The organism is Dictyobacter halimunensis (genome assembly GCF_036245075.1).
Window position 1 is genome coordinate 3619362 of sequence record NZ_BSRI01000002.1, and the last position, 20442, is coordinate 3639803.

At 60.6% G+C, this 20442-nt stretch carries 10 protein-coding genes and 1 pseudogene; 1 reads left to right on the top strand and 10 read right to left on the bottom strand.

Features of this window, described 5'->3' with window-relative positions:
• Positions 1-84: 84 nt before the first annotated feature.
• The 6 genes and pseudogenes from dhaM to glpK all read right to left on the bottom strand — a co-directional run bounded on the left by dhaM (position 85) and on the right by glpK (position 6855).
• On the bottom strand, positions 85-501 hold the full coding sequence (gene dhaM / locus AABA21_RS29025; RefSeq protein WP_338255606.1) for a dihydroxyacetone kinase phosphoryl donor subunit DhaM: 417 nt from the start codon (positions 499-501) through the stop codon (positions 85-87).
• Positions 502-582: 81 nt separating this feature from the next.
• A pseudogene (dhaL, locus tag AABA21_RS39540) lies at positions 583-1219 on the bottom strand (dihydroxyacetone kinase subunit DhaL).
• Between the two features lie 30 nt (positions 1220-1249).
• Positions 1250-2251 carry a dihydroxyacetone kinase subunit DhaK gene (gene dhaK / locus AABA21_RS29040; RefSeq protein ID WP_420917177.1) on the bottom strand — a complete coding sequence of 334 codons (1002 nt, stop codon included), beginning with the start codon at positions 2249-2251 and terminating at the stop codon, positions 1250-1252.
• 296 nt (positions 2252-2547) lie between these two features.
• The gene (locus AABA21_RS29045; RefSeq protein WP_338255610.1) at positions 2548-4233 is read right to left on the bottom strand and encodes a glycerol-3-phosphate dehydrogenase/oxidase; all 1686 of its coding nucleotides are present in this window, start codon (positions 4231-4233) and stop codon (positions 2548-2550) included.
• 105 nt (positions 4234-4338) lie between these two features.
• Complete coding sequence (locus AABA21_RS29050; RefSeq protein WP_338255612.1) at positions 4339-5232, bottom strand: MIP/aquaporin family protein; 894 nt, start codon at positions 5230-5232, stop codon at positions 4339-4341.
• A gap of 114 nt (positions 5233-5346) precedes the next feature.
• The gene (gene glpK, locus AABA21_RS29055) at positions 5347-6855 is read right to left on the bottom strand and encodes a glycerol kinase GlpK (protein WP_338255613.1); all 1509 of its coding nucleotides are present in this window, start codon (positions 6853-6855) and stop codon (positions 5347-5349) included.
• Positions 6856-7951: 1096 nt separating this feature from the next.
• Here glpK and AABA21_RS29060 point away from each other — a divergent pair.
• A complete protein-coding gene (locus AABA21_RS29060) occupies positions 7952-9118 on the top strand; it encodes an aminotransferase class I/II-fold pyridoxal phosphate-dependent enzyme (RefSeq protein ID WP_338255615.1) in 1167 nt (388 codons plus the stop codon).
• Positions 9119-9138: 20 nt separating this feature from the next.
• Here the strand turns inward: AABA21_RS29060 and AABA21_RS29065 are convergent, their stop codons facing one another.
• The 4 genes from AABA21_RS29065 to AABA21_RS29080 form a co-directional block, all read right to left on the bottom strand.
• On the bottom strand, positions 9139-9957 hold the full coding sequence (locus tag AABA21_RS29065) for a GNAT family N-acetyltransferase (protein WP_338255616.1): 819 nt from the start codon (positions 9955-9957) through the stop codon (positions 9139-9141).
• 395 nt (positions 9958-10352) lie between these two features.
• Positions 10353-11129 carry a thioesterase II family protein gene (locus AABA21_RS39545; RefSeq protein WP_420917227.1) on the bottom strand — a complete coding sequence of 259 codons (777 nt, stop codon included), beginning with the start codon at positions 11127-11129 and terminating at the stop codon, positions 10353-10355.
• Complete coding sequence (locus tag AABA21_RS29075) at positions 11108-16498, bottom strand: amino acid adenylation domain-containing protein (RefSeq protein ID WP_338255620.1); 5391 nt, start codon at positions 16496-16498, stop codon at positions 11108-11110. The genes AABA21_RS39545 and AABA21_RS29075 overlap by 22 nt, the downstream gene beginning before the upstream one ends.
• The gene (locus AABA21_RS29080) at positions 16495-20424 is read right to left on the bottom strand and encodes a type I polyketide synthase (protein WP_338255622.1); all 3930 of its coding nucleotides are present in this window, start codon (positions 20422-20424) and stop codon (positions 16495-16497) included. The genes AABA21_RS29075 and AABA21_RS29080 overlap by 4 nt, the downstream gene beginning before the upstream one ends.
• Positions 20425-20442: the final 18 nt, after the last annotated feature.

The window sequence follows — 20442 nt, forward strand, 5'->3', positions numbered from 1 at the left end:
CCGGGGCAAGCAAGCCGGGGCGAGCCCGGCACCTACGGGCGGACGTGGATGGCCGGGTACGGAAAGCCGGGGCGAGCCCGGCACCTACGATGGGTTGCGTTCGGGTTTGCCCTTTGGCATTTCGTGGCCGTTGTTGGCGGCCTCGGCTACCTCGGCGAGGGTGCTGCCGGCGGATGCTTCTACGGCGGCCAGCACCGCTCCTTCAACCAGGGGGGCCGTGCTGATGATGATGTTCTGGCGTTCAGAGGGGTCGAGCTGTTCTAGCGCCATCTCGGTGACCATGACGGCGCTGCCCAGGTCGAGCAAGACCAGCGTACCCTCGGGATTGGACGCCTTCTGCAAGGCGGCGATGACCTTATCAAGCGAGGTGCCGACTGAGCCGTCGTCGGTTCCTCCGGCGACGGCGATGGTGACCTCTCCCATCGACATCTGTTCGGCCAGTTCGGCTACGCCCTCGGCCAGGCGAGCGCTATGCGAAACAATTACAATACCAACTGCCACTGCTTTCTCCTCTTTCCAGGGAACTCGCTTCCCATAGCCCTTCTCTCTCTATTTACACAGACAAAGCTCGATGATCGCTGACTAAGCCATCGCCAGGGTATCCGCGAACGCTTGCAGGATCAGCCAGCATGAGGTGGCGCCCGGATCCTGGTGCCCAGCGCTGCGCTCTCCCAGGTAGCTGGCGCGGCCCTTGGTGGCGACCATGTCGATTGTGCTCTTCATGCCGGTCTCGGCCGCTGCGGCCATGCGCTGGAGCACCTGCGCTGGTGGCAGCTGGTCGGTGGCGGCCTGTTTGCCCGCTTCGACGGCTGGTATCAGCGCGTCCAGCATGGTTTTCTCGCCGGCCTGCGCCTTGCCACGGATCTTTACGCCCTCCAGGGCGGCATCAAATAAGGCAATCACGTCTGGAGTTTCCAGGGATTGCTTGCCGGCGGAGGCCATGCCCGCGCGTAGGAAGGCCGTGCCATACAACGGGCCGCTGGCCCCCCCCGACGGTCGAGACCAGGGTGGTGCCGACGGTTTTGAGCAGCGTGCCGATGTCGGCTTCGCCGAGGTTGGCGATCTTGGCGCTGACCGCCGTAAAGCCGCGATCCATATTGCTGCCGTGATCGGCGTCGCCGATGGCGGAGTCCAGTTGTGTCAGCAACGCACTGTTCTCGTGCAGCACCTGCGTGGATCGCTGCAGCCAGTGCAGGATATCCTCATGTGTAACAGGCATGGTTTCCTCCAGACTTCCTGCAATGCGCGCTTAACGGCCCCAGCGCAGCGCGGGCGTATGCACCGGCGCATCCCAGTACTTGATCAGTTCATCATTGAGGCGCACCAGGGTAATCGAGCAGCCGGCCATCTCCAGGGACGTAATGTAATTGCCGACCAGGGAGCGCGCGATCGAAATTGACTTCCCCTTTAAGATACGTTCCAGCTCGTTGAAAACGATATAGAGTTCGAGCAGCGGGGTGCCACCCATGCCGTTGACCATAGCCAGCACCTGTTCGCCGGCTTTGAGCCCCAGGTCTTCGACGATGGGGGTGGTCAGCGTCTCGGTGATGTCGGCGGCGCTGGCCAGTTTGGCACGCCGGCGACCAGGCTCGCCGTGGATGCCGATGCCAATCTCCATCTCGTCCTCGCCCAGATCAAAGGTTGGCTTGCCGGCCGCCGGGACCGTACACGAGGTCAGGGCCATGCCCATGCTGCGCCCCTGTATGTTGACCTGGCGCGCCAGCTCGGCCACCTGGGCCAGTGGGGCGCCAGTCTCGGCCAGTCCCCCGACGATTTTCTCCAGCAGCACGGTGACGCCGACGCCACGACGGCCGGCGGTGTAGAGGCTGTCCTGTACCGCCACGTCGTCGTTGGTGACGACGTTGACCACCTCAATCCCTTCGGCAGCCGCCAGTTCGGCTGCCATCTCAAAGTTCATCACGTCGCCCGTGTAGTTTTTGACGATATGCAGGACGCCCGCGCCGCCATCGACTGCCTTGGTGGCGGCCAGCATCTGATCGGGAACCGGCGAGGTGAAGACGGCGCCGGGGCAGGCCGCGTCGAGCATGCCGTAGCCGACGTATCCGCCGTGCATCGGTTCGTGGCCGCTGCCGCCACCGGAGACGACGCCGACCTTGTTCTTGATCGGCGCGTCCCTACGCACGATAAACTGCTGCTCAAGATCGACGTTGACCAGGTCGGCGTGGGCGAGGGCCATGCCGGCCAGGGCTTCCTTGACCACATCTTCGGGTTGATTGATAAGCTTCTTCATTGCCATCTCCTCTCGTTCCTAATCGTATGACATTCCCTGTTGATGAAGAGTTTGAATGGGCAAGCTTTACCCCCAATACGTTTAATTTAAGCTCATGCGAAAAGAAAAACAACCCCAGTACGTGCGGGGCTTGCCCCCGCTTTGCTTGCTCGCTGTTCATCACTGCTGATTTCTGTCGATGCAAGCTCCTTTTCTTGTCGCTTTTTCGAGCGGGAAGGGTATAAAGCGGGGGCAAGCCCCGCACGTACTGTTATCATATTTCTTATCGCATGCTCTCAAGTTGAACGTATTGAGCTTTAAACCTGGTGTTTTTCGGCCAGGACCTGATGCTGGATCTGTGCGAGATAGGTCTGCGTCAGTTGCTGCTGCTGCTCGGTGGGCCAGCTGAGCTCCTGGGCCATCAGGTGGGTGACTTCGTCTACGATGCCCTGGCCGCGTTCGCGATCTTCGAGTACGATCGAGGTGCGGCGTGACAGGATGTCGGCGGGCTTCATGGCCATCTCGTAGCGGCAGGCGTAGATGACCTCGGCTTTGATATAGGGGAGATCATCGATTAAGCGCAGGCCTAGCCCTGGATCTTGTTCGACCAGGTCCATGATGATGGTGGCGTTCGAGCCATAGGCGCCGCCCAGGTGTTGGATAATGTTTGAACCCAGGCCAAGACGCGTGCCACGTCTCTGCAGCTCGTGCTGGGTCAGGGGCCACGCGGCGCTGCCCTGCAGCGGCAGCGACTCGGTAGGATGCACCGGCTTCATGCTATCGCGGCGGTTGATCAGGTCCAGCGTGTCCTGCGCCATGCGGCGGTAGGTGGTGAGCTTGCCGCCGGTGATCGTCACCAGGCCCGAGGGGCTCTCTATGACGGCGTGGGTGCGCGACAACCTCGCGGTCGAGGCGTTCTTCTGCCGTGGTTTGACCAGTGGACGATAGCCGGCGTAGGTGCTGATAATATCGTATTCGTCCACCCTGACCGTGAGGTAGCGGTTCAGATATTTCAGCAGGTATGAGATATCATCCTGGGAAGCGGTGGGATGGTTGAGATCGCCGGTGCCCGTGTCGGTGGTGCCGTAGATGGCGCGCGACTCCCAGGGGACGATGAACAGGATGCGCTTATCCTCGGTCTCGGGGAGGACGATGGCGTCGTTGCCCAGCTGCAACTGTTCGCGCGAGAGGACCAGGTGGACCCCTTTGCTGGGTTCGACCAGCAGCTCGGGTGTCTCTTCGGCCAGCGACTCCACCTCTTCAGAGAAGACGCCGGTGGCGTTGACGATGTGGCGGGCGCGCACCGTAAACTGCTGATCGCCGATGACGTCGTGGACGATGGCCCCGGTGAGGTGATTATTCGCCTTCTCAAAGCCGGTGACCTCGGCGTAGTTGGCGATCAGCGCGCCGGAGCGCACCGCCGTACGCAGCACGGCCATGGTCAGGCGGGCGTCGTTGGTCTGCCCATCGTAGTAGATGAAGCCCTCTTTGAGTCCTTCGGACACCAGGGCGGGTGCGCGCTCCAATACCTCCTGGCGGCTGATATGATGGTGGCGCGAGATATTGCGGCGGCCGGCCAATCCATCGTACATCCACAGTCCGGCATCCAGCAGGCGGTTCAGGCCGATCCCTTTGGGAGTGGTGAAGGGCATGCCGACCGGGTGCTTGTCGCCTTCATAGATTGGTAGCACAAAGGCGACCGGCGAGACCAGAAAGGGCGCGTTCTGGAGCAGCAGCCCGCGTTCAACCAGGGCCTCGTGCACCAGGGAGATGTCGAAATTAGGTAAATAGCGGATGCCACCATGGACGAGTTTGGTCGATTTGCTGCTGGTGCCGCTGGCAAAATCAGCCTTCTCAACGAGGGCGACCGAGTAGCCGCGTGCCACGGCGTCGAGCGCGACGCCCGCGCCGGTGACACCACCCCCGATGACCAGGATATCAAATGTGTTATGCGCCAGCTCGTTGAGGTTGGACGCGCGTTCGCGTGCGGATAGGGGTTGCATAGCTTGTTACTTTCACGAAAATACAGCGGATGGCCAGAGGATGCTAGCGCCTCTCTGCTCTTCCACTGTATTTTCGTCCTTTCATCCAAAAACTATGATAATACGCTAATCTACTGCCGGTTCACGAACAGCTTCACCACGAGAGATGGCATCGCCAGATTGCTGAAGCTTTTTGGCTTCGATCACCTTGCCTATCGTGAAATCATAGATATAGGCACCGGCGACACCCCCCAGGAGTGGAGCGACGATTGGAATCCAGGTGTATGAAGTCAGGCTGCGACCACCATCAACCAGGGCGATCCACAGACGCGGACCAAAGTCGCGGGCCGGGTTGATCGCGTAGCCTGTGTTGAGTCCGAATGAGGCGCCAATCGCGACGATCAGGAAGCCGATGATCAATGGATTGAGATTCGCCTGAACCGGCTGGTTGCGCGCATCGACAATGGCAAAGATTAAGCCGACCAGCAGGGCTGTACCTACGAACTCGTCGCAGAAAGCCCCGAAAGTTCCTACAAAGAACTTGGGACTGGTAAAGAAGACATTGCCTGCTTCACTGGTAATTGTACCACCTTTTGCCGTCGCCAGATTGACGGCATGATCAATCGCTCCTCTATACACGAAGAAGAGGACTGCGGCGGCTATAAACGCGCCGAGGAGCTGGGCACCCATGTAGGGGAGGACCTTGTTCCAGGCGAATTTGCCGCGTACCGCGAAGCCCAGGGTGACGGCGGGGTTGAGGTGGGCACCACTGATGGCTCCGGCTACATAGATGCCGAGCATGACCGCCAGGCCCCAGCCCAGGGCGATGATGATCCACTGGTTGGCGAATGGCGTTGGCGTCGTCGGGCTGCCGTTGGGACCCAGCGTGTTGAAGAGTGCGAATGAGGCGACGCAGCCATCTCCAAACAGCAAAAGGACCATGGTGCCGAAGAACTCGGCGACGCATTCCCCTAGCGTACCCCCCATCGCTGACGTCGTATGAAAAATGGGCCTTTCCATAACTTGTTCTCCAATCCTGTAATGGTGGGTCTACATGTGGCCGCAATACGAGGTCGAGATCCATATCCCGTCGTAGCAAGATATGGATCTATCCATGTATGATGAATGGAGAGGTTATTCTTCTTTTGCCCAGTTCAGGGAGCGCTCTACGGCGCGTTTCCAGCTGGCGTACAGGGTTTCTCGCTGGTCCTGGCTCATCTTCGGCTCAAAGGTGCGGTCGATCGACCATAAGCGGCTGAGCTCCTGCTGATCCTTCCAGAATTTGACGGCCAGGCCCGCCAGGTAGGCCGCGCCCAGCGCCGTGGTCTCGGCGATCTCTGGTCGCTGGACCGGGATGCCCAGGATGTCGGCCTGGAACTGCATCAGGAGGTTGTTGACGACGGCGCCACCGTCGACGCGCAGCGTGCTGGCGGTGATGTTGCTATCGGCGGTCATCGCCTCCAGGACCTCACGGGTCTGGTAACACATGCTCTCGATGGCGGCGCGGGCGATATGCCCGATCATCGTGCCACGGGTCAGCCCGACGATAATCCCACGGGCGTATGGGTCCCAGTGGGGAGCGCCCAGGCCCACAAAGGCTGGCACCATGTAGACGCCTCCATTATCCTCGACCGTGCGCGCCAGGCTCTCTACCTCGACGCTGGAGCGAATGGCCTTCAGACCGTCGCGCAGCCACTGCACGGCGGCGCCCGTCACGAAGATGCTGCCCTCAAGCGCGTAGGTGATCTTCGGCTTCTCTTTGCTGCCCAATCCCCAGGCGATAGTGGTGAGCAGACCATGATGCGAGGCGATCCCTTGCTCACCGGTGTTCATCAGCATAAAGCAGCCGGTGCCATAGGTATTCTTGGCCATGCCGACCTGGTAGCAGACCTGACCGAAGGTGGCGGCCTGTTGGTCTCCGGCGATGCCGGCGATGGGGATCGGCTTGCCGAAGAACTCGGCGGCCGTCTCGCCATAGACCGCGCTGGAGGGCATGACCCGTGGCAGCATCGAACGCGGGATACCCAGTTCCTGCAGAATCACATCATCCCATTTGCCATCGTAGATATTGAAGAGAAGTGTACGGGAGGCGTTGGTATAGTCTGTGACATGGACGCGGCCCTTTGTCAGGCGCCAGATGAGGAAGGTATCGACGGTGCCGAAGAGCAGCTCGCCCCGCTCGGCCTTCTCACGTGCCCCCTCGACGTTATCCAGAATCCACTTCACCTTGGTGCCCGAGAAGTAGGCGTCGGTCACCAGGCCGGTGCGCTCGCGGATCACCGTGTCGAAGCCCTTCGCCGCCAGGGCATCGCAGATGGGGACCGTCAGCCGGCTCTGCCAGACGATAGCGTTAAAGACCGGTTTGCCAGTTGATTTCTCCCAGACGATGGCCGTCTCACGCTGATTGGTAATGCCGATTCCCACCACATCTGAAGCGGAGGCGCCCGCCTTCTTCAAGACATCCTGCGCCACCTTGAGCTGGCTGGACCAGATGTCCTCTGGATTATGCTCGACCAGGCCTGGTGCCGGATAGATCTGCGGAAATTCCTGCTGCGCTACACTGACAATGTTACCCTGATGGTTGAAGAGGATTGCTCGGGAGCTGGTGGTGCCCTGATCTAAACTTAACACAAAGTGAGCCATTGAAAAACCCCTCCTCCTAAAACGTTGTACTACAGTGTCGACGCCCGGTAGTGTCACTACAAGTAGCACGCAAGGCATGGCAATTTGTTTCTGAACTGGCTTGTAGTGCCCGTAAATGCCGGTTATCCTGCGTCCTCGCAGGCCTGTAAATTGGAGGTTTTTTGCTCAAGATGGTCAATGTGTGTGATTAAACGGGTGGCCGTCAAAATTTCGCAAAGAGAACAGCGCCGGAAAAAGCGAAAATGTTCCCGTAGGTTCGGCCCTCGCGGCCGATTGCCCCTCCACGTACGAAAACGCCTCCCGTAGGTTCGGCCCTCGCGGCCGATTGCCCCTCGCCGCATGAATATGCATCTCACATTCGTTTTCGTGGACCTTGCGTTTGGTGGACATGGGTGTACGTGGAGAGGCAATCGGCCGCGAGGGCCGAACCTACTACTCTGTCAACCTTCAATTGATGGAAAAGTGGGGATGCAAGGGGCGGCTAGCCCCTTGACTGGGGGCTCGGGGGCTGTGCCCCCGGCAACTCCTCCCCTCTCGCCCGCGTAGCGGGCGAAATCCATCAAACGAAGTTTGACAAAGCACTACGGATGCATTCGGGGTTTCTTATTGCCTTATCTCTATGCAAATGAGGAATATACCAGGCAAAGAAAAATAAGAAGATAAATGCTTAAGCGGTATAAGAACCCTATTGGCGATATGTCAGAAAGAATAAAATAAAATGTATTTCCTATAGTTAATTAATAGAAATAAAAAAGTATTATTTATATGCTAAATATATATTATGTATTAGTTATTAAACAGATATATTGTGACTAAATCCTTGCTTGGACAGTTCTATGTGCAACCCCCTATTAAGCTTCTTAATGTCTTATTTGCTTAAGTTCTCAATTCCTTGCCTGGATAGCTCTATGTTGCAAAAGTTGACGTACTCCTGATCGGACAGCTTTCATTGCTCGGCCTCTATGATGTGTATAATAGTAAGCAAAACGAGAGAGATAGTTCTGATAAACAGGTATGCTGTGACACCGCCCGGAGCGGTCAGAATCTCCGGGGGCGTCACAGAGAGCTCTATAGCCAATGTAAAGGGAGTATGTGCATGTCTATTTTTGCTCAGCGGGTGGAGACCTTCGGCACCACTATTTTTACAGAGATCAATGTGTTGGCGCAGCAGTACAATGCTTTGAACCTGGGGCAGGGGAAGCCCGATTTTGATACGCCGGCCGATATCGTGGCGGAATTGGTGAAGGCGGCGCAGTCGGGCCAGTTGAATCAGTACGCGCCCGGACCAGGGGTCGCCTCCCTGCGCCAGGCGGTGGCCAATCACGCGGCCCGCTTTTATGGGCTGAACATCGATCCAGATCAGGGCGTGATCGTGACGGCCGGGGCAACCGAGGGCCTGCTCTCCTGCGTGTTAGGGCTGGTCAATCCGGGCGATGAAGTGATCGTCATCGAGCCATTTTACGACTCGTATGTCCCCAACATCCTGATGGCCGGGGCGACGCCGGTCTTTGTGCCGCTGCACCCACCGACCTGGACCTTTGATCCCGCCGAGCTGCGCGCCGCCTTCTCATCCAGGACGAAGGCCTTGATCCTCAATTCGCCGCATAATCCCACCGGTCGCGTCTTTACGCGCGAGGAGCTGTCGCTAATCGCCGATCTGTGCATCGAGCATGATGTGCTCGTGATCAACGACGAGGTGTATGAGCACCTGACGCTCGGCGACGCCCACTACGTCCCCATCGCCACGCTGCCCGGCATGTTTGAGCGCACCGTCACCGTCAGTAGCTCCGGCAAGACCTTCAGCGCCACCGGCTGGAAGATCGGCTGGGCCTATGGGCATCCCGCCGTACTGGAAGGCGTGGCCAGGGCGCACCAGTTTACCATCTTCGCCGTCCATCATCCCACCCAGGAGGCGGTCGCCTACGCGCTCAACCAGTCCGATCACTACTACGACGAGTTCCGCAGCATGTATGAGGGCAAGATGCGCCTGCTGATGGATGCGCTGGATGGCTCAGGACTCAAATACCGCGCGCCCGAGGGCACCTACTTTATCATGGCCGACTTCTCCGACGTGTTTAAGGGGATGCCACGCGATTTCACGCACCACCTGATCAAAGAGATCGGCGTGGCCTGCATCCCGCCGGAGAGCATGTATAGCCGGGACCATGTCCACATCGGCCGAGACTATGTACGCTTCTCCTTCTGCAAGAGCGATGAGGCGCTGCTGCAGGCTAAGAAGCTGCTAGGGAAGCTGCGGGCCTGAGCAGGGCTCTGTCTGCATTTTCACGCTTCTCTTCGTGAGAGGTGGGCCTGTCCTGTCAGGAGTCGGTGATGCGTTTGAAAACCGAGGCGCTGGTAGATGCTAATGGCTGGAGTGTTGTCCTCATAGACATTCAGCACCACCAGCGAGAACCGCTGCTCAAACAACGTTTCGACGAGCGCGGCCGTAATGGCAGTCGCATATCCCTGTCCACGGGCTTCTGGTGCCGTCAAGATGTTTCCCAGGACTGCGATCCGGTGTGCTGGTACGAGCGCGTGGGTTCCTCCGGCAGCGATGATGCGATCTCCTGCATAGGCACCAAAGTAAAGGCCCTGGGTGAAGAGATCAGCGGAAAAAACGCTTTCAGGATGCTGTGCATATAAGCTCTCCAATGCGGGCAGATCGGAAACGGTTAGTTGCTTGATTGGTTGAAGAGGCATAGAGAGCGGGGAGCGAATGGAGGAGGGAGTGACTGCCATGCGCAGCATCCCTCTCCACGTCGTCTCCGGTTGATAGTAGCGTTGCAGCACCGGCATATGCAGCTCCTGCGCTTGAATCGTGGGATGTTCAGGCATAGTAAGCTGTTGCATGATGGCTGCCATGCCCTCCCGGCTGCCAAATGGCGAGATAACCTCTCCGATGCTGGGATGGCGTAAAATGAGGCAGATCGCGCGCTCGTCACCTTCCTCCTGGCACGCCAGGGCAAATTGGCTATACTCGCGCATCGGTGGCTCCAGATCGGCTAACGAGAAACAATTCATGACCCGATCTTGTGCGAGAATCGCATAAGCCTGGTCATTGGATGTATCCTGGGTGAGATGCCAATCGAGAAGAGGTGGCATGATCTTTTCTCCTAAACGCTTAATTCACGTAGACTCGGCCGCAAGGGGCAATATTTTCAACTTAAGGGAATGTACAGAGAGAAAAGACCCCAGTACGTGCGGGGCTTGCCCCCACTTCCTCGCTCGCCGCTCGAAAGAGCAACCAACAGGATGCGATGCATCCCATGCAACCGTTCCTGGTCGCTTTGAAGGGGCTTTTCCTTGTGGGAAGCAAAGCGGGGGCAAGCCCCACACGTACTGGGGTCTTTTCTCTTGTTGCCCGAGCTAAAGTTGAAAGTATTGGCCGCAAGGGCCGAACCTACGGTAATTTTATTTCTTCATATAATTTTATGTTGAACGTATTGTACCCCAACCCCGGTCAAGGGCTGGCCGCCCTTGACGATCCCACCTGTTTGTTAGATGTAGTGGGAGGCGATGAGCCGGGTGAGCTGGGGCTGGTGGCTATGGATGAAGAAGTGGTTGCCGGAGAAGATGTGCAGGTCGATGGGGTAGCTGCTCTGCAACTGCCAGTCTTTCAGTTCTTCCGGCTTGACCTCTTTGTCTTCGCGGCCGCCGAGGACGGTGATGGGGATGTTCAAGGGCGGCTCCGGCTGGTAGTGGTAGGTTTCATTGATGGCGAAGTCGGCGCGCAGCGTGGGCAGCAGCAGTTGCATCAGCTCGTCGTTTTGCAGGACGGCGTCCGGCGTGCCTCCCATGTCTTTGACAGATTGGATGAATTCGGCCTCTGGCAGCTGCCAGGTCTGCGTCTCCTCGCGTGGGGTCTGGGGGGCGCGATGGCCCGACATAAAGAGATGGGTGGGAGTGGGCAGCTGCCGGCGCCGCAGCTCTCGCGTGAGTTCGAAGCCGATCAGGGACCCCATGCTATGGCCGAAGATCTGGAACGGCTCATGCAGATAGGGATTGAGCGCCTCGACCAGCGGCGGCAACAGGTCCGCCAGCCGGTTGATGGGCGCTTCACCGATGCGGGTCTCGCGGCCGGGGAGCTGGATGGGGCAGACCTCCACCACCTCTGGCGGCAGAGCCTGCTGCCAGAGGCGGTAGATGCTGGCTCCTCCACCCGCGTAGGGGAAGCAGAAGAGCCTGTTTTTGGTTGTGCCTGTCTGGACACGATCCAGGATGAACGTTGCATAGTTATTAATACCTGTCTGGACTAGAAGTAGTAGGTGGCGCAGCCGACCTGCAGGCCGGAGCCAACCTGGATGATCAGGCCGATGTCGCCGCGCGCCGCCAGCTGCTGATCATTGATCTGCTGCAGCGTGTAGGCCAGCGACGACGTAAAGAGATCGTGTTGGGCCGCGACCGTCACCACCTTGCGCGCATCCACCTCCAGGATCCGGCTCAGCTGACTGTTAAAGTCACTGGAGATCTGCGGCGGCAGGACAATTTGGATCTGCTCTAGCGACAGGTTCTCCTGCCGCAAGAGCTCATTGACGGTCTCCTGGATGCAGCGCAGGTAGTATTGCCGCAGCAGCGGGTCGCGCTCAAAGTGCATGACCGTCTTGCCGTCGCGTACCATCGAGTGAGAGCGTAACGCCCCCTGGTGTTCGGCGAAGGACTTGAAGACGAAGTGGCCAAAGCCGGTCGCACCATCGGGACTGGGCTCAAGCAGCAGGGCCGAGCCGGTCTCCTCGACGCCGGCCAGTTCAACCGGATAGCTCTCGCGGTTATTCTCCACCTCTGAGGCGACGATCAGGGCCTTATGCGCCCGCCGCGCCTGGATCAGGCCGATGGCGGCATGGCAGGCATTCAGCGTCCCCAGGCCGCCGTTTAAGATGTCCAGCGCGAAGGTCTTCTTGTCCTCCTGCGTTTCGATGTCGGGATTGATGTTTAGCCTCCCCTCGACCAGGGCAGCCACCGCCGGCTCGCACAGGAAGTCATCGCGATAGACGCCCGAGTAGATCAGCAGGTCGATCTCGCCGCGCTCGTAGGGCAGGTCCGCCAGGCAGCGCTCGGCGGCGGCCTCGATCATCTCCAGCGTCTTCTTCTCTACCTGCGCCCCGAACGGGATTGTACCGACGCGGGCCACCTGGACGCGTCTAGTGGCGGGCAGGCGCGAGACAAAGCTCTCCTCAGACTCGATCTTGCTCGGCGTATAGCTGCCGGCCTCGCGGCGGCGGATACGCTCGGGCAGGTCATCGAAGGTATAGATGGCGGTGCCGATGGTGGCGCCCGATCCGGTAATACCGAAGATGGCGTTATCCCCCGGCTGGATGCGGTTAGAGCGGATATTATCCATCAGCGCGATCATATGCGTGGTGGTGGCCGTATTGCCGCGCTCCGCGATATTGTTGATCACGCTCTCCTGCTTGCAGAACTCCTCGCCGAAGTACTTGTTGATCTCGCGCGGCACATCATTGATAGTCGTATTGGAGGTCTGGTGCACGATGATATGCTGGAAGGCCTCCTTCGGCCACTGCGTGCGCTCCATAATCATGCCGGCGTGCGAGACCGCCTGCTTCAGGTTGACGGCCGAGACCGTCACGGCATCGGTATACATGATGGCGCCGCCGTGAGGCTGATCAGTCGCCTTGCCGATGCAGGCCTCGCTATAGCGGCCCAGCGTATACATCTCGAACTCGTGGAAGCCGACCCGCTGATCCTGCGAACGCTCCAGGATCAGGGCCGCGCCGCCATCGCCGACCGTCAGGCAGGCCAGGCGCGAATCCATGAAGTTCTCGATCTCCTTCTGCGCCGTCAGCGAGAGGTGGCTGATATACTCGCCGCTGACCGCCATGCCGCGCCGGATCAGGCCCGTGCGGATAAAGGCATCCACCACGTAGGCCGCCGTAAACAGTCCCGTACAGGCGTTGGAGACGTCCAGCACGATGGCGTTGTTGAAGCCGAAGTGCTGCTTGATCTGGATGGCCGTCCCCGGCTCAAAGGTGAACTGCAGCGGCGCGTTACAGCGCGAGATGTTGCCGCAGACGATCATATCGATATCGTCGGGTCGATACTTCGAATTGGCCAGGCAATCGGCCACCGCCTGGATGGCGATATCCAGCGAGAACTCGGTCTCGCCGGCCATGCGCCGCGACTTGATGCCGGTCAGCTTCGCCAGCGGGAAGCGGATCGGACGCGCGCAGCCCGCCAGCACCTCCTCGCTGCTGACGATCCTGGGCGGTAGATAGGTGCCCAGGCTCTCGATCAGTGTATTGCCCATTTCCACCGGCTCTGACTGCTCTGAGGCCGGTGCTGTGGCGCGCTCGGGCGTGGCGACCGGTGTCTGCGACATGCTCGGTGTCTGGGACGGTGCTGCCTCTTCTGGTGTCGCCTGCTTCGCGTCGATGGCTGTGGCTAGCTCGGCCACGGTCTGGAACTCGAACAGCATCTCCAGGGCCAGTGGCAGGTCCGCTGCGTTGGCCCTGGCTACGATCTCCAGAGCCTGGATCGAGGCGCCGCCCAGGTCGAAGTAGTTGTCATGGATGCCGACGCGCTGGATGCCCAGGATCTGCGTCCAGATCTCCGCCAGCTTCTGTTCGGTCGGCGTGCGCGGGGCCTCGTAGGCCACCTCCAGATCGGGACGGTCGCTATCGGGCTCGGGCAGCGCGTCGCGCTTGACCTTGCCGTTGGGGGAGAGCGGCAGCGCGTCCATAAAGACGAAGGCGGCCGGCACCATATAATCGGGCAGCAGCTGCTTCAGGAAGGCGCGCAGCTCCTCAATGGCTGGCTGCTGGCCCGACTGCTCCGGCACCAGATAGGCCACCAGGCGCTTGTTCCCCATCGCGTCGTCGCGGGCCACCACCACCGATTCGGCGATAGCCGCGTGCTGATTGAGCGTAGCCTCGATCTCGCCCAGCTCGATGCGGAAGCCGCGAATCTTGACCTGGTAGTCGATGCGACCCAGGAACTCGATGGCGCCATCCTCGCGATAGCGGGCCAGGTCGCCGGTCTTAAACAGCCGCGCGTCCTCCTTATCGCTGAAGGGATCGCGCACGAACCGTTCGGCGGTCAGCTCGGGACGCCGGTGGTAGCCACGGGCCAGGTTGACACCGCCGATATGCAGCTCTCCCGGAAGATTGACCGGGACCGGCTGCATGGCCGGATTCAGCAGATAGATCTGAGTATTGGCGATCGGCCGCCCGATCGGCACGCTGCTGACCTTCTCTCCGCGCTGACATTTCCAATATGTCACATCGATGGCCGCCTCGGTCGGACCATACAGGTTATGCAGTCCGGTGGTGGGGAAGCGGCCGAAGAAGCGCTCCTGCGTCTCTGGCGCCAACGCCTCGCCGCTGCAGATCACGTTGCGCAATCCCCGGCAGCCGCTCAGGTCTGGCTCGGTCAGGAAGGCCTGCAGCATCGATGGCACGAAGTGCAGGGTCGTTACCCGCTGCTCGTTGATCAGGCGCGCCAGATAGGCGGGGTCCTGGTGGCCGCCGGGACGCGCGATCACCAGTCCGGCGCCGGTGAGCAGGGGCCAGAAGAACTCCCACACTGACACATCGAAGCTAAACGGCGTCTTCTGCAGCACGCGATCCTCGCCGCTGAGCTGATAGGTCTGCTGCATCCAGTGCAGGCGGTTGCAGATGCCCCTGTGCGTATTCATCACGCCCTTGGGCTTGCCGGTCGAGCCGGAGGTATAGATCATATAGGCCAGGTTCTCCGCCCTGGCCTGGCTGGTGGGATTGGCGATCTCTTCGGTCTGGGCGCTATTCCACCCGGCGTCCAGGCTGATGACCTGAGCCTGCGTGTCCGGTAGGCGCTCTTTCAGATGCGTCTGCGTTAGCAGCACGGGTACCTGCGCGTCCTCCAGCATGTAGGTTAGCCGCTCGGTGGGATAGGAGGGGTCCATCGGCACATAGGCGCCGCCGGCCTTGAGGATCGCCAGCAGGGCCACCACCATCTCGAAGGAGCGCTCCATGCTGACGCCAACCAGCACATCGGGACCCACGCCAAGCTGCTGCAGGCGATAGGCCAGGTGGTTGGCCGCGTAGTTGAGATCGCGATAGGTCTTGCTCCGCCCCTCGAAGATCAGCGCCACCGCGTCGGGCGTGCGCTCCACCTGCGCCTCGATCAACTGCTGCAGCGTCGTCTGATCAGGATAGGGCAGCGCGGTCGCGTTCCACTCGATCAGCATGCGCTGGCGCTCCGCCTCCGTCAGCAGCGGCAGCTGTAAGAGTGGTTGATCGGGCTGCTCAACGATCCCCTGCAGCAGCGTCTGGAAGTGCTGCTCCATGCGCGCGATCGTGGCCGGCTCAAACAGATCGGTATTGTAGCGGAAATCCGCGCTCAGGGCGCCATCGACCTCAAAGACCGTCAGCGTCAGATCGAAGGGCGCGCCCTGCTGACCATAGGCGAACGGCTCAAACGATAGGCCCGTCTGCTCCACCTGCCGCGCCAGCGTCCCCTGTCCCAGCCGCTCCAGGTCCTGTGGACTACGTGTGCGCGGCCGATCCCAGATGAACAGCGTCTGGTAGAGCGGTGAATAGCTGGGATCGCGTTTAGGCTGCAGGCGCTCAACCAGCAGGGGGAAGGGATAATCCTGGTGTTCCAATCCTTGTAGTACGCCCTGCCGCGTCTGTCCCAGCAGCTCTTTAAAGGTGGGATTGTCAGATAGGTTGGCGCGCACCAGGATCGGGTTGGCCAGGTAGTCCACCACGCGCTCCCACTCGGAGCGGGTGCGGCCCAGCGCCGGTGTCCCCACGATGATATCTTCCTGGCTGGTATAGCGATAGAGTAGGGCCTGGAAAGCGGTCAGCATCAGGGTAAAGAGGGTCACTTTTTCGGTCCCGGCCAGCGCGCGCAGGCGGCCGGTCAGGGTGGCAGGTAGCTCAAAGCTATGCGAGGCGCCCGGATAGGTCTGCACCGGCGGACGGGCATGGTCCAGCGGCAGATTAAGCACGGGCAGATCGCCCTGCAGCGTCTGCTGCCAGTAGCGCCAGTGCTCGTCGCCCTCGGGGCTCTTCAGCATCTCCTGCTGCCACCGCACATATTCGATATGTTGTGGCCCTACCTCGCCCAGCGGTGCAGGGGTTCCGGCCTGTTCCGCGGCGTAGAGGAGAAAAAGTTCATCGACAAAGATATCCAGCGCCCAGAAATCGACGGCAATATGATGCGCCACCAGGGCCAGCACATAATCCGTCTGCGAACGCTGATAGAGTTTGACGCGCAGCACCGGTCCCGTAGTCAGATCGATGGGCTGATTGCTCTCCCCCAGCAGCTGTCGCCGGATCTCATCCAGGCTCAGCTGCTTCGCCGCGATCTGCTCGAACGGCAGTGTGCGGTTGGAAACGATGTGCTGGGATGGCTCACCATCGTGCAGCGCGTAGGTGGCGGTCAGAATGGGATAGCGCTGTGCCAGGGTACGCAGGGCGTTTTGCAGCGCCTGCATATTCAGCCTGGAACTGATATGTGCCGCGTACAACAGGTTGTAGGCGGCACTATTGGGGGCCAGGCGCGAAAGAAACCAGAGCGCTTTCTGGTTGTGCGAGATGGGCACCCAGGACTCCTGGACCCCGGCTTTCTCGCGCAACAGGCGGGCCAGCAGAGCACGCTTGGCTTCGGCCGACAGATTGGAAAGATTCTTTGAGGAATCGCTCATCGATTTAAGTCTTCTTTCTGTGCCATTTCATTGAGCAATGCCTCGACCTGCTCATCGGAGAGCTGATCGATCTGTGCCAGCAATGCTGCCGCATTCTGGGCGTTGAGGTCCGGGCGTTCCTCGGCATGTCCATTGGTTTTCTGCTCATGTTCCTCGGGCAACATCTGCGCGAGGAGGGTATCAACATCTTGCTCTGAAAGTTGATCCAGCTGGGCCAGCAGGCGCTCCGCCTCCTGGGCCGACTCCACCTGCACCGCGTTCTCTTCAGTCGCGGATGGCGCCTCATCGCTGACCGCAGGAGCGACCATGATCGTATCCGCCAACTGCTGACGCACCTGGTGGGCGAACTGTACGATGCTGGGGCCCTGCAAGAAGGTCACGATCGGGATGCGGATGGCCAGCTCGCCCTCCATACGATTCTTCATCTCGATCGCCATCAGGGAGTCCAGTCCCAGCGTGGTCAGCGGCTGCTCGCTATCCAGCCGCTCGGGCGGCAGGCGCAGGACGCTGGCCACCTGTGCGCGCATATAGTCTTCCAGGATGGCCTGCCACTGCTCAGCGGGGGCCGAGCGAATGCTATCCAGGATCGATGCGGTTGCTGCAGGACTGGCGTCTGATTGCTGGCCGCTCGAAGATGTATCGATCAGGTGGCGCACCAGCGGCAGATCGGCGATCTGAGTATAGTACTGTGCCAGCAGTTGCCAATCCAGCTTCAGCACGCCGACGCGCGCGCGACCCTGCGCGATCAACAGCTCAAGCGCCTCCAAGACCTGACGTGGCGTGATGCGCTGGATGCCGCGCGACTCCCAGTATTCATGCACGCGCAGGCCTTCGCTGGTCGCGCCGAAGCCGATCTGGGAGACCGCGCCCCAGTCGATGCTCAGGGCCGGCTGGTTGTGCGCGCGCTGGTAGTGGGCCAGCATATCCAGGAACTCGCCCGCCGCCGCGTAGTTGCCCTGGGCGGCTGAGCCAAAGAGTGACGCGCCCGACGAGAAGGAGACAAAGAAGTCCAGCGGCTGTTCTTTCAGCAGGCTATGCAGCAGCCAGCTGCCGATCACCTTAGGACGGAAGACCGCCGTCAGGGCGTCCTGCGTTAGCTGAGCCAGTGGCCGCACCAGCGACTCTCCCCGCGCATCCTGCCAGACCGAGGCGGCGTGGATCACGCCCTTCAGCGCCGGATAGCCCTGTTGCGCATAGGTGGTCAGAAAATCGGTCAGCTGCGTCTCGTCGGTTACATCGACGGACGCGTAGTGGACCCGCGCGCCCAGGCGCTCCAGTTCACGGATGCCCGCCGCCTGTTGTGCCTGGCGGCTGCCAGCGGGTAGCTTATCCCAGCTCTCGCGGGCCGGCAGCTCGCTGCGACCCAGCAGGACCAGGTGTCCCGCCCCCTGGCGCGCGAAGCGCCGCGCCACCTCCAGGCCCAATCCCCACAGCCCACCCGTAATCAGGTAGCTGCCATCTTTCTGCAGGGTCAAGGGACGCGTCGCGCGGACCTGGCTGCGCACCATGCGTGCCACATAGCCCTGTCCGGAGCGGAAGGCGATCTGATCCTCCTGTTTATAGTTGCGCAGCGCGCCGAGCAGCTGCGTGGCCGCCGCCCGCGCCGTCTCTTCTGGATCAAGATCGACCAGCCCGCCCCACAGTTCGGGATGCTCCATGGCGCAGGTTTTGCCCAGTCCCCACAGGGGAGACTGGCTGATTTCAAGCTGGGTAAGATTGTTGTCGACCGCCTGAGCTCCACGGGTCGCGAACCACAGCTGCGGCGGCCTGGTACCACCATGTTCCGCCAGCGCCTGAATGAGCTGCAGCGCATGGCCGGTGCTGATCTGCTGATCCTCCTCCAATGACGCCACGCTGGTGGCCGCCACGGGAGTTGTATCCAGGCTCCACAGGTGGATCACGCCGGAGAGCGGCTGATCCTGCAGCGCCTCTTGCACAACGCGTTGTGTATCCTCGCCCTGCGCCGGATCGATCTGATAGTGTCCAGGGGAGAGGACGCGGTAGCGGCTGCCTGCCACTACGCGGATACAGCTGGCCCCCAGCTGTTCCATCTGCTCAATCAGCTTCTGGCCCACGCTGCTCTTATCCGTAAAGACCAGCCAGCGTCCCGACAGATCTGTAGCGGCTGGCGGGGTCAGCGAGGTCGGTTCCCACTGCAGCTCATAGAGCCAGTTCGGCAGATCTTTTGTCTCCGATGCCGGATTGGCACTCGTGTTGGTCGCGGGCGCGGCCAGCACCGTATGCTGCAACTGCAGCCCGCTGATCTCGACCAGCAGCTGTCCCTGATCATCGAGCAGGTGCACCGTACCTTCGATGACATCTGTGGAAGGAGTGGCCTCGGTCGTCAGCTGCGCGTGGCTCCAGACGGAGGTGCTGAGCGGCCGATGCTGTTGGAAGCTACGGATCCCGCTTGGCAGGTAGAGATCGGTCGCGCTCTCCAGCAGCTCCTGTGGCAGTGTTGCGATCAAGACCTGCAACGCCGAGTCCAGCAGGGTGGGATGGATAGCATACTTCTCAGCATCCTGTACCAGCCCGGCCGACAGCTTCACCTGTCCCAGCGCCTCGCCGTCGCGCTTCCACAGACGGCTAATGCCCTGAAAGCTCTCGGCCAGCTCAACGCCATGCCGCTGAAGCTGTTGATAGAAATCCGCCGTATCCACCTGCTGGCGACAGCGCTGGCGGATAGCGCCCAGTGAAAGGTCTTGCTCCACGGCCGACTGTGTGGTTGTGGGGTTGGAAGGCTGCAGCGCTGCTGTTTTCGCCGGCGCATGTCCATTGGTATGATGTTGTTCCGCCACGGCCGCCACGGGCTGTAGCTCCCTCTGAGCGCGCGACTGCAGGCGGCTGTTGGCCAGCTCTTTTAACTGATCCAGATAGGGCATGCTCTCCATCACCAGGTCGGCATCGACGCCAAAATCGATCTGGCAGGCAATCTCGCTTACGCCGGCCTCTTTCAGCTCAACGATCAGGTCGGCGCACTGTTCCGGCGTACCGATCAGGACGCGGCGGGTACTGATCAGGCGATCGGTCACGAAGAGCAGGTAATCGTTGAGATCCTGCTCCGAAAGCGTCTTGAGATCGACCTGCTGCCCCCGGCTGTAGGCGATGGCGTTCACCAGGTAGGAGGCAGACTTCAGGTACTCGCTGAACGGCCCCTGGGTCTGCTCGCGCACCGTGGCCTCATCTTTGCCGATAAAGGTATGCATCATGACCGACACCTGGCCCGTGGCCGGATCGTAGCCATGTTCCGCGCGCGCATTGCGATAGATGCGGATCTTTTCCGCCAGCTCCGGCACACTCTGGTTGTACATATGGGTCAGCAGGTTGGCCCCGATCTCGCCCGCCTTGGCGAAGGTGTTGGGATTGCCGGCCGCCGTCACCCAGTAGGGCAGCTCACGCTGGATGGGGGTCGGGTAAGTCTGGATCTCCGCCTGCTTACCATCGCCGCCGGTCACCTGGATCTTCTCGCCGCGCCAGAGCCGCTTCACGGTCTCGATGCCGCGATACATTACCTCGTGGCGCTGCTGATAGTTGTCCGGTGCCAGTGAGAAATCGGTGGGATGCCAGCCAGAGGCGAAGGCGATGCCCACGCGGCCGCCCGACAGATTGTCGACTACGGCCCACTCTTCCGCCACGCGGATGGGATTGTGCAGGGGCAGAACGACGCTGCCCGCGTGCAGCCGGATCTGGCGCGTCTCACGCGCCAGGGCCGCATGCAGAACCGCTGGATTCGGATAGAGCCAGCCATCCCTGGTGAAATGGCGCTCGGGAATCCAGACCGAGGAAAACGCGTGCTGGTCAGCAAATTTCGTGCTCTCAATCACCAGGCGATACTTATCGGCGTGAAATGGAGTCTCACTGCTCGAAAAGAATATCAGACCAAAGTCAATATACTGGCCACCGCTGGATGTCGTTGGTGATGCCACAATATCCTCCAGACTAGT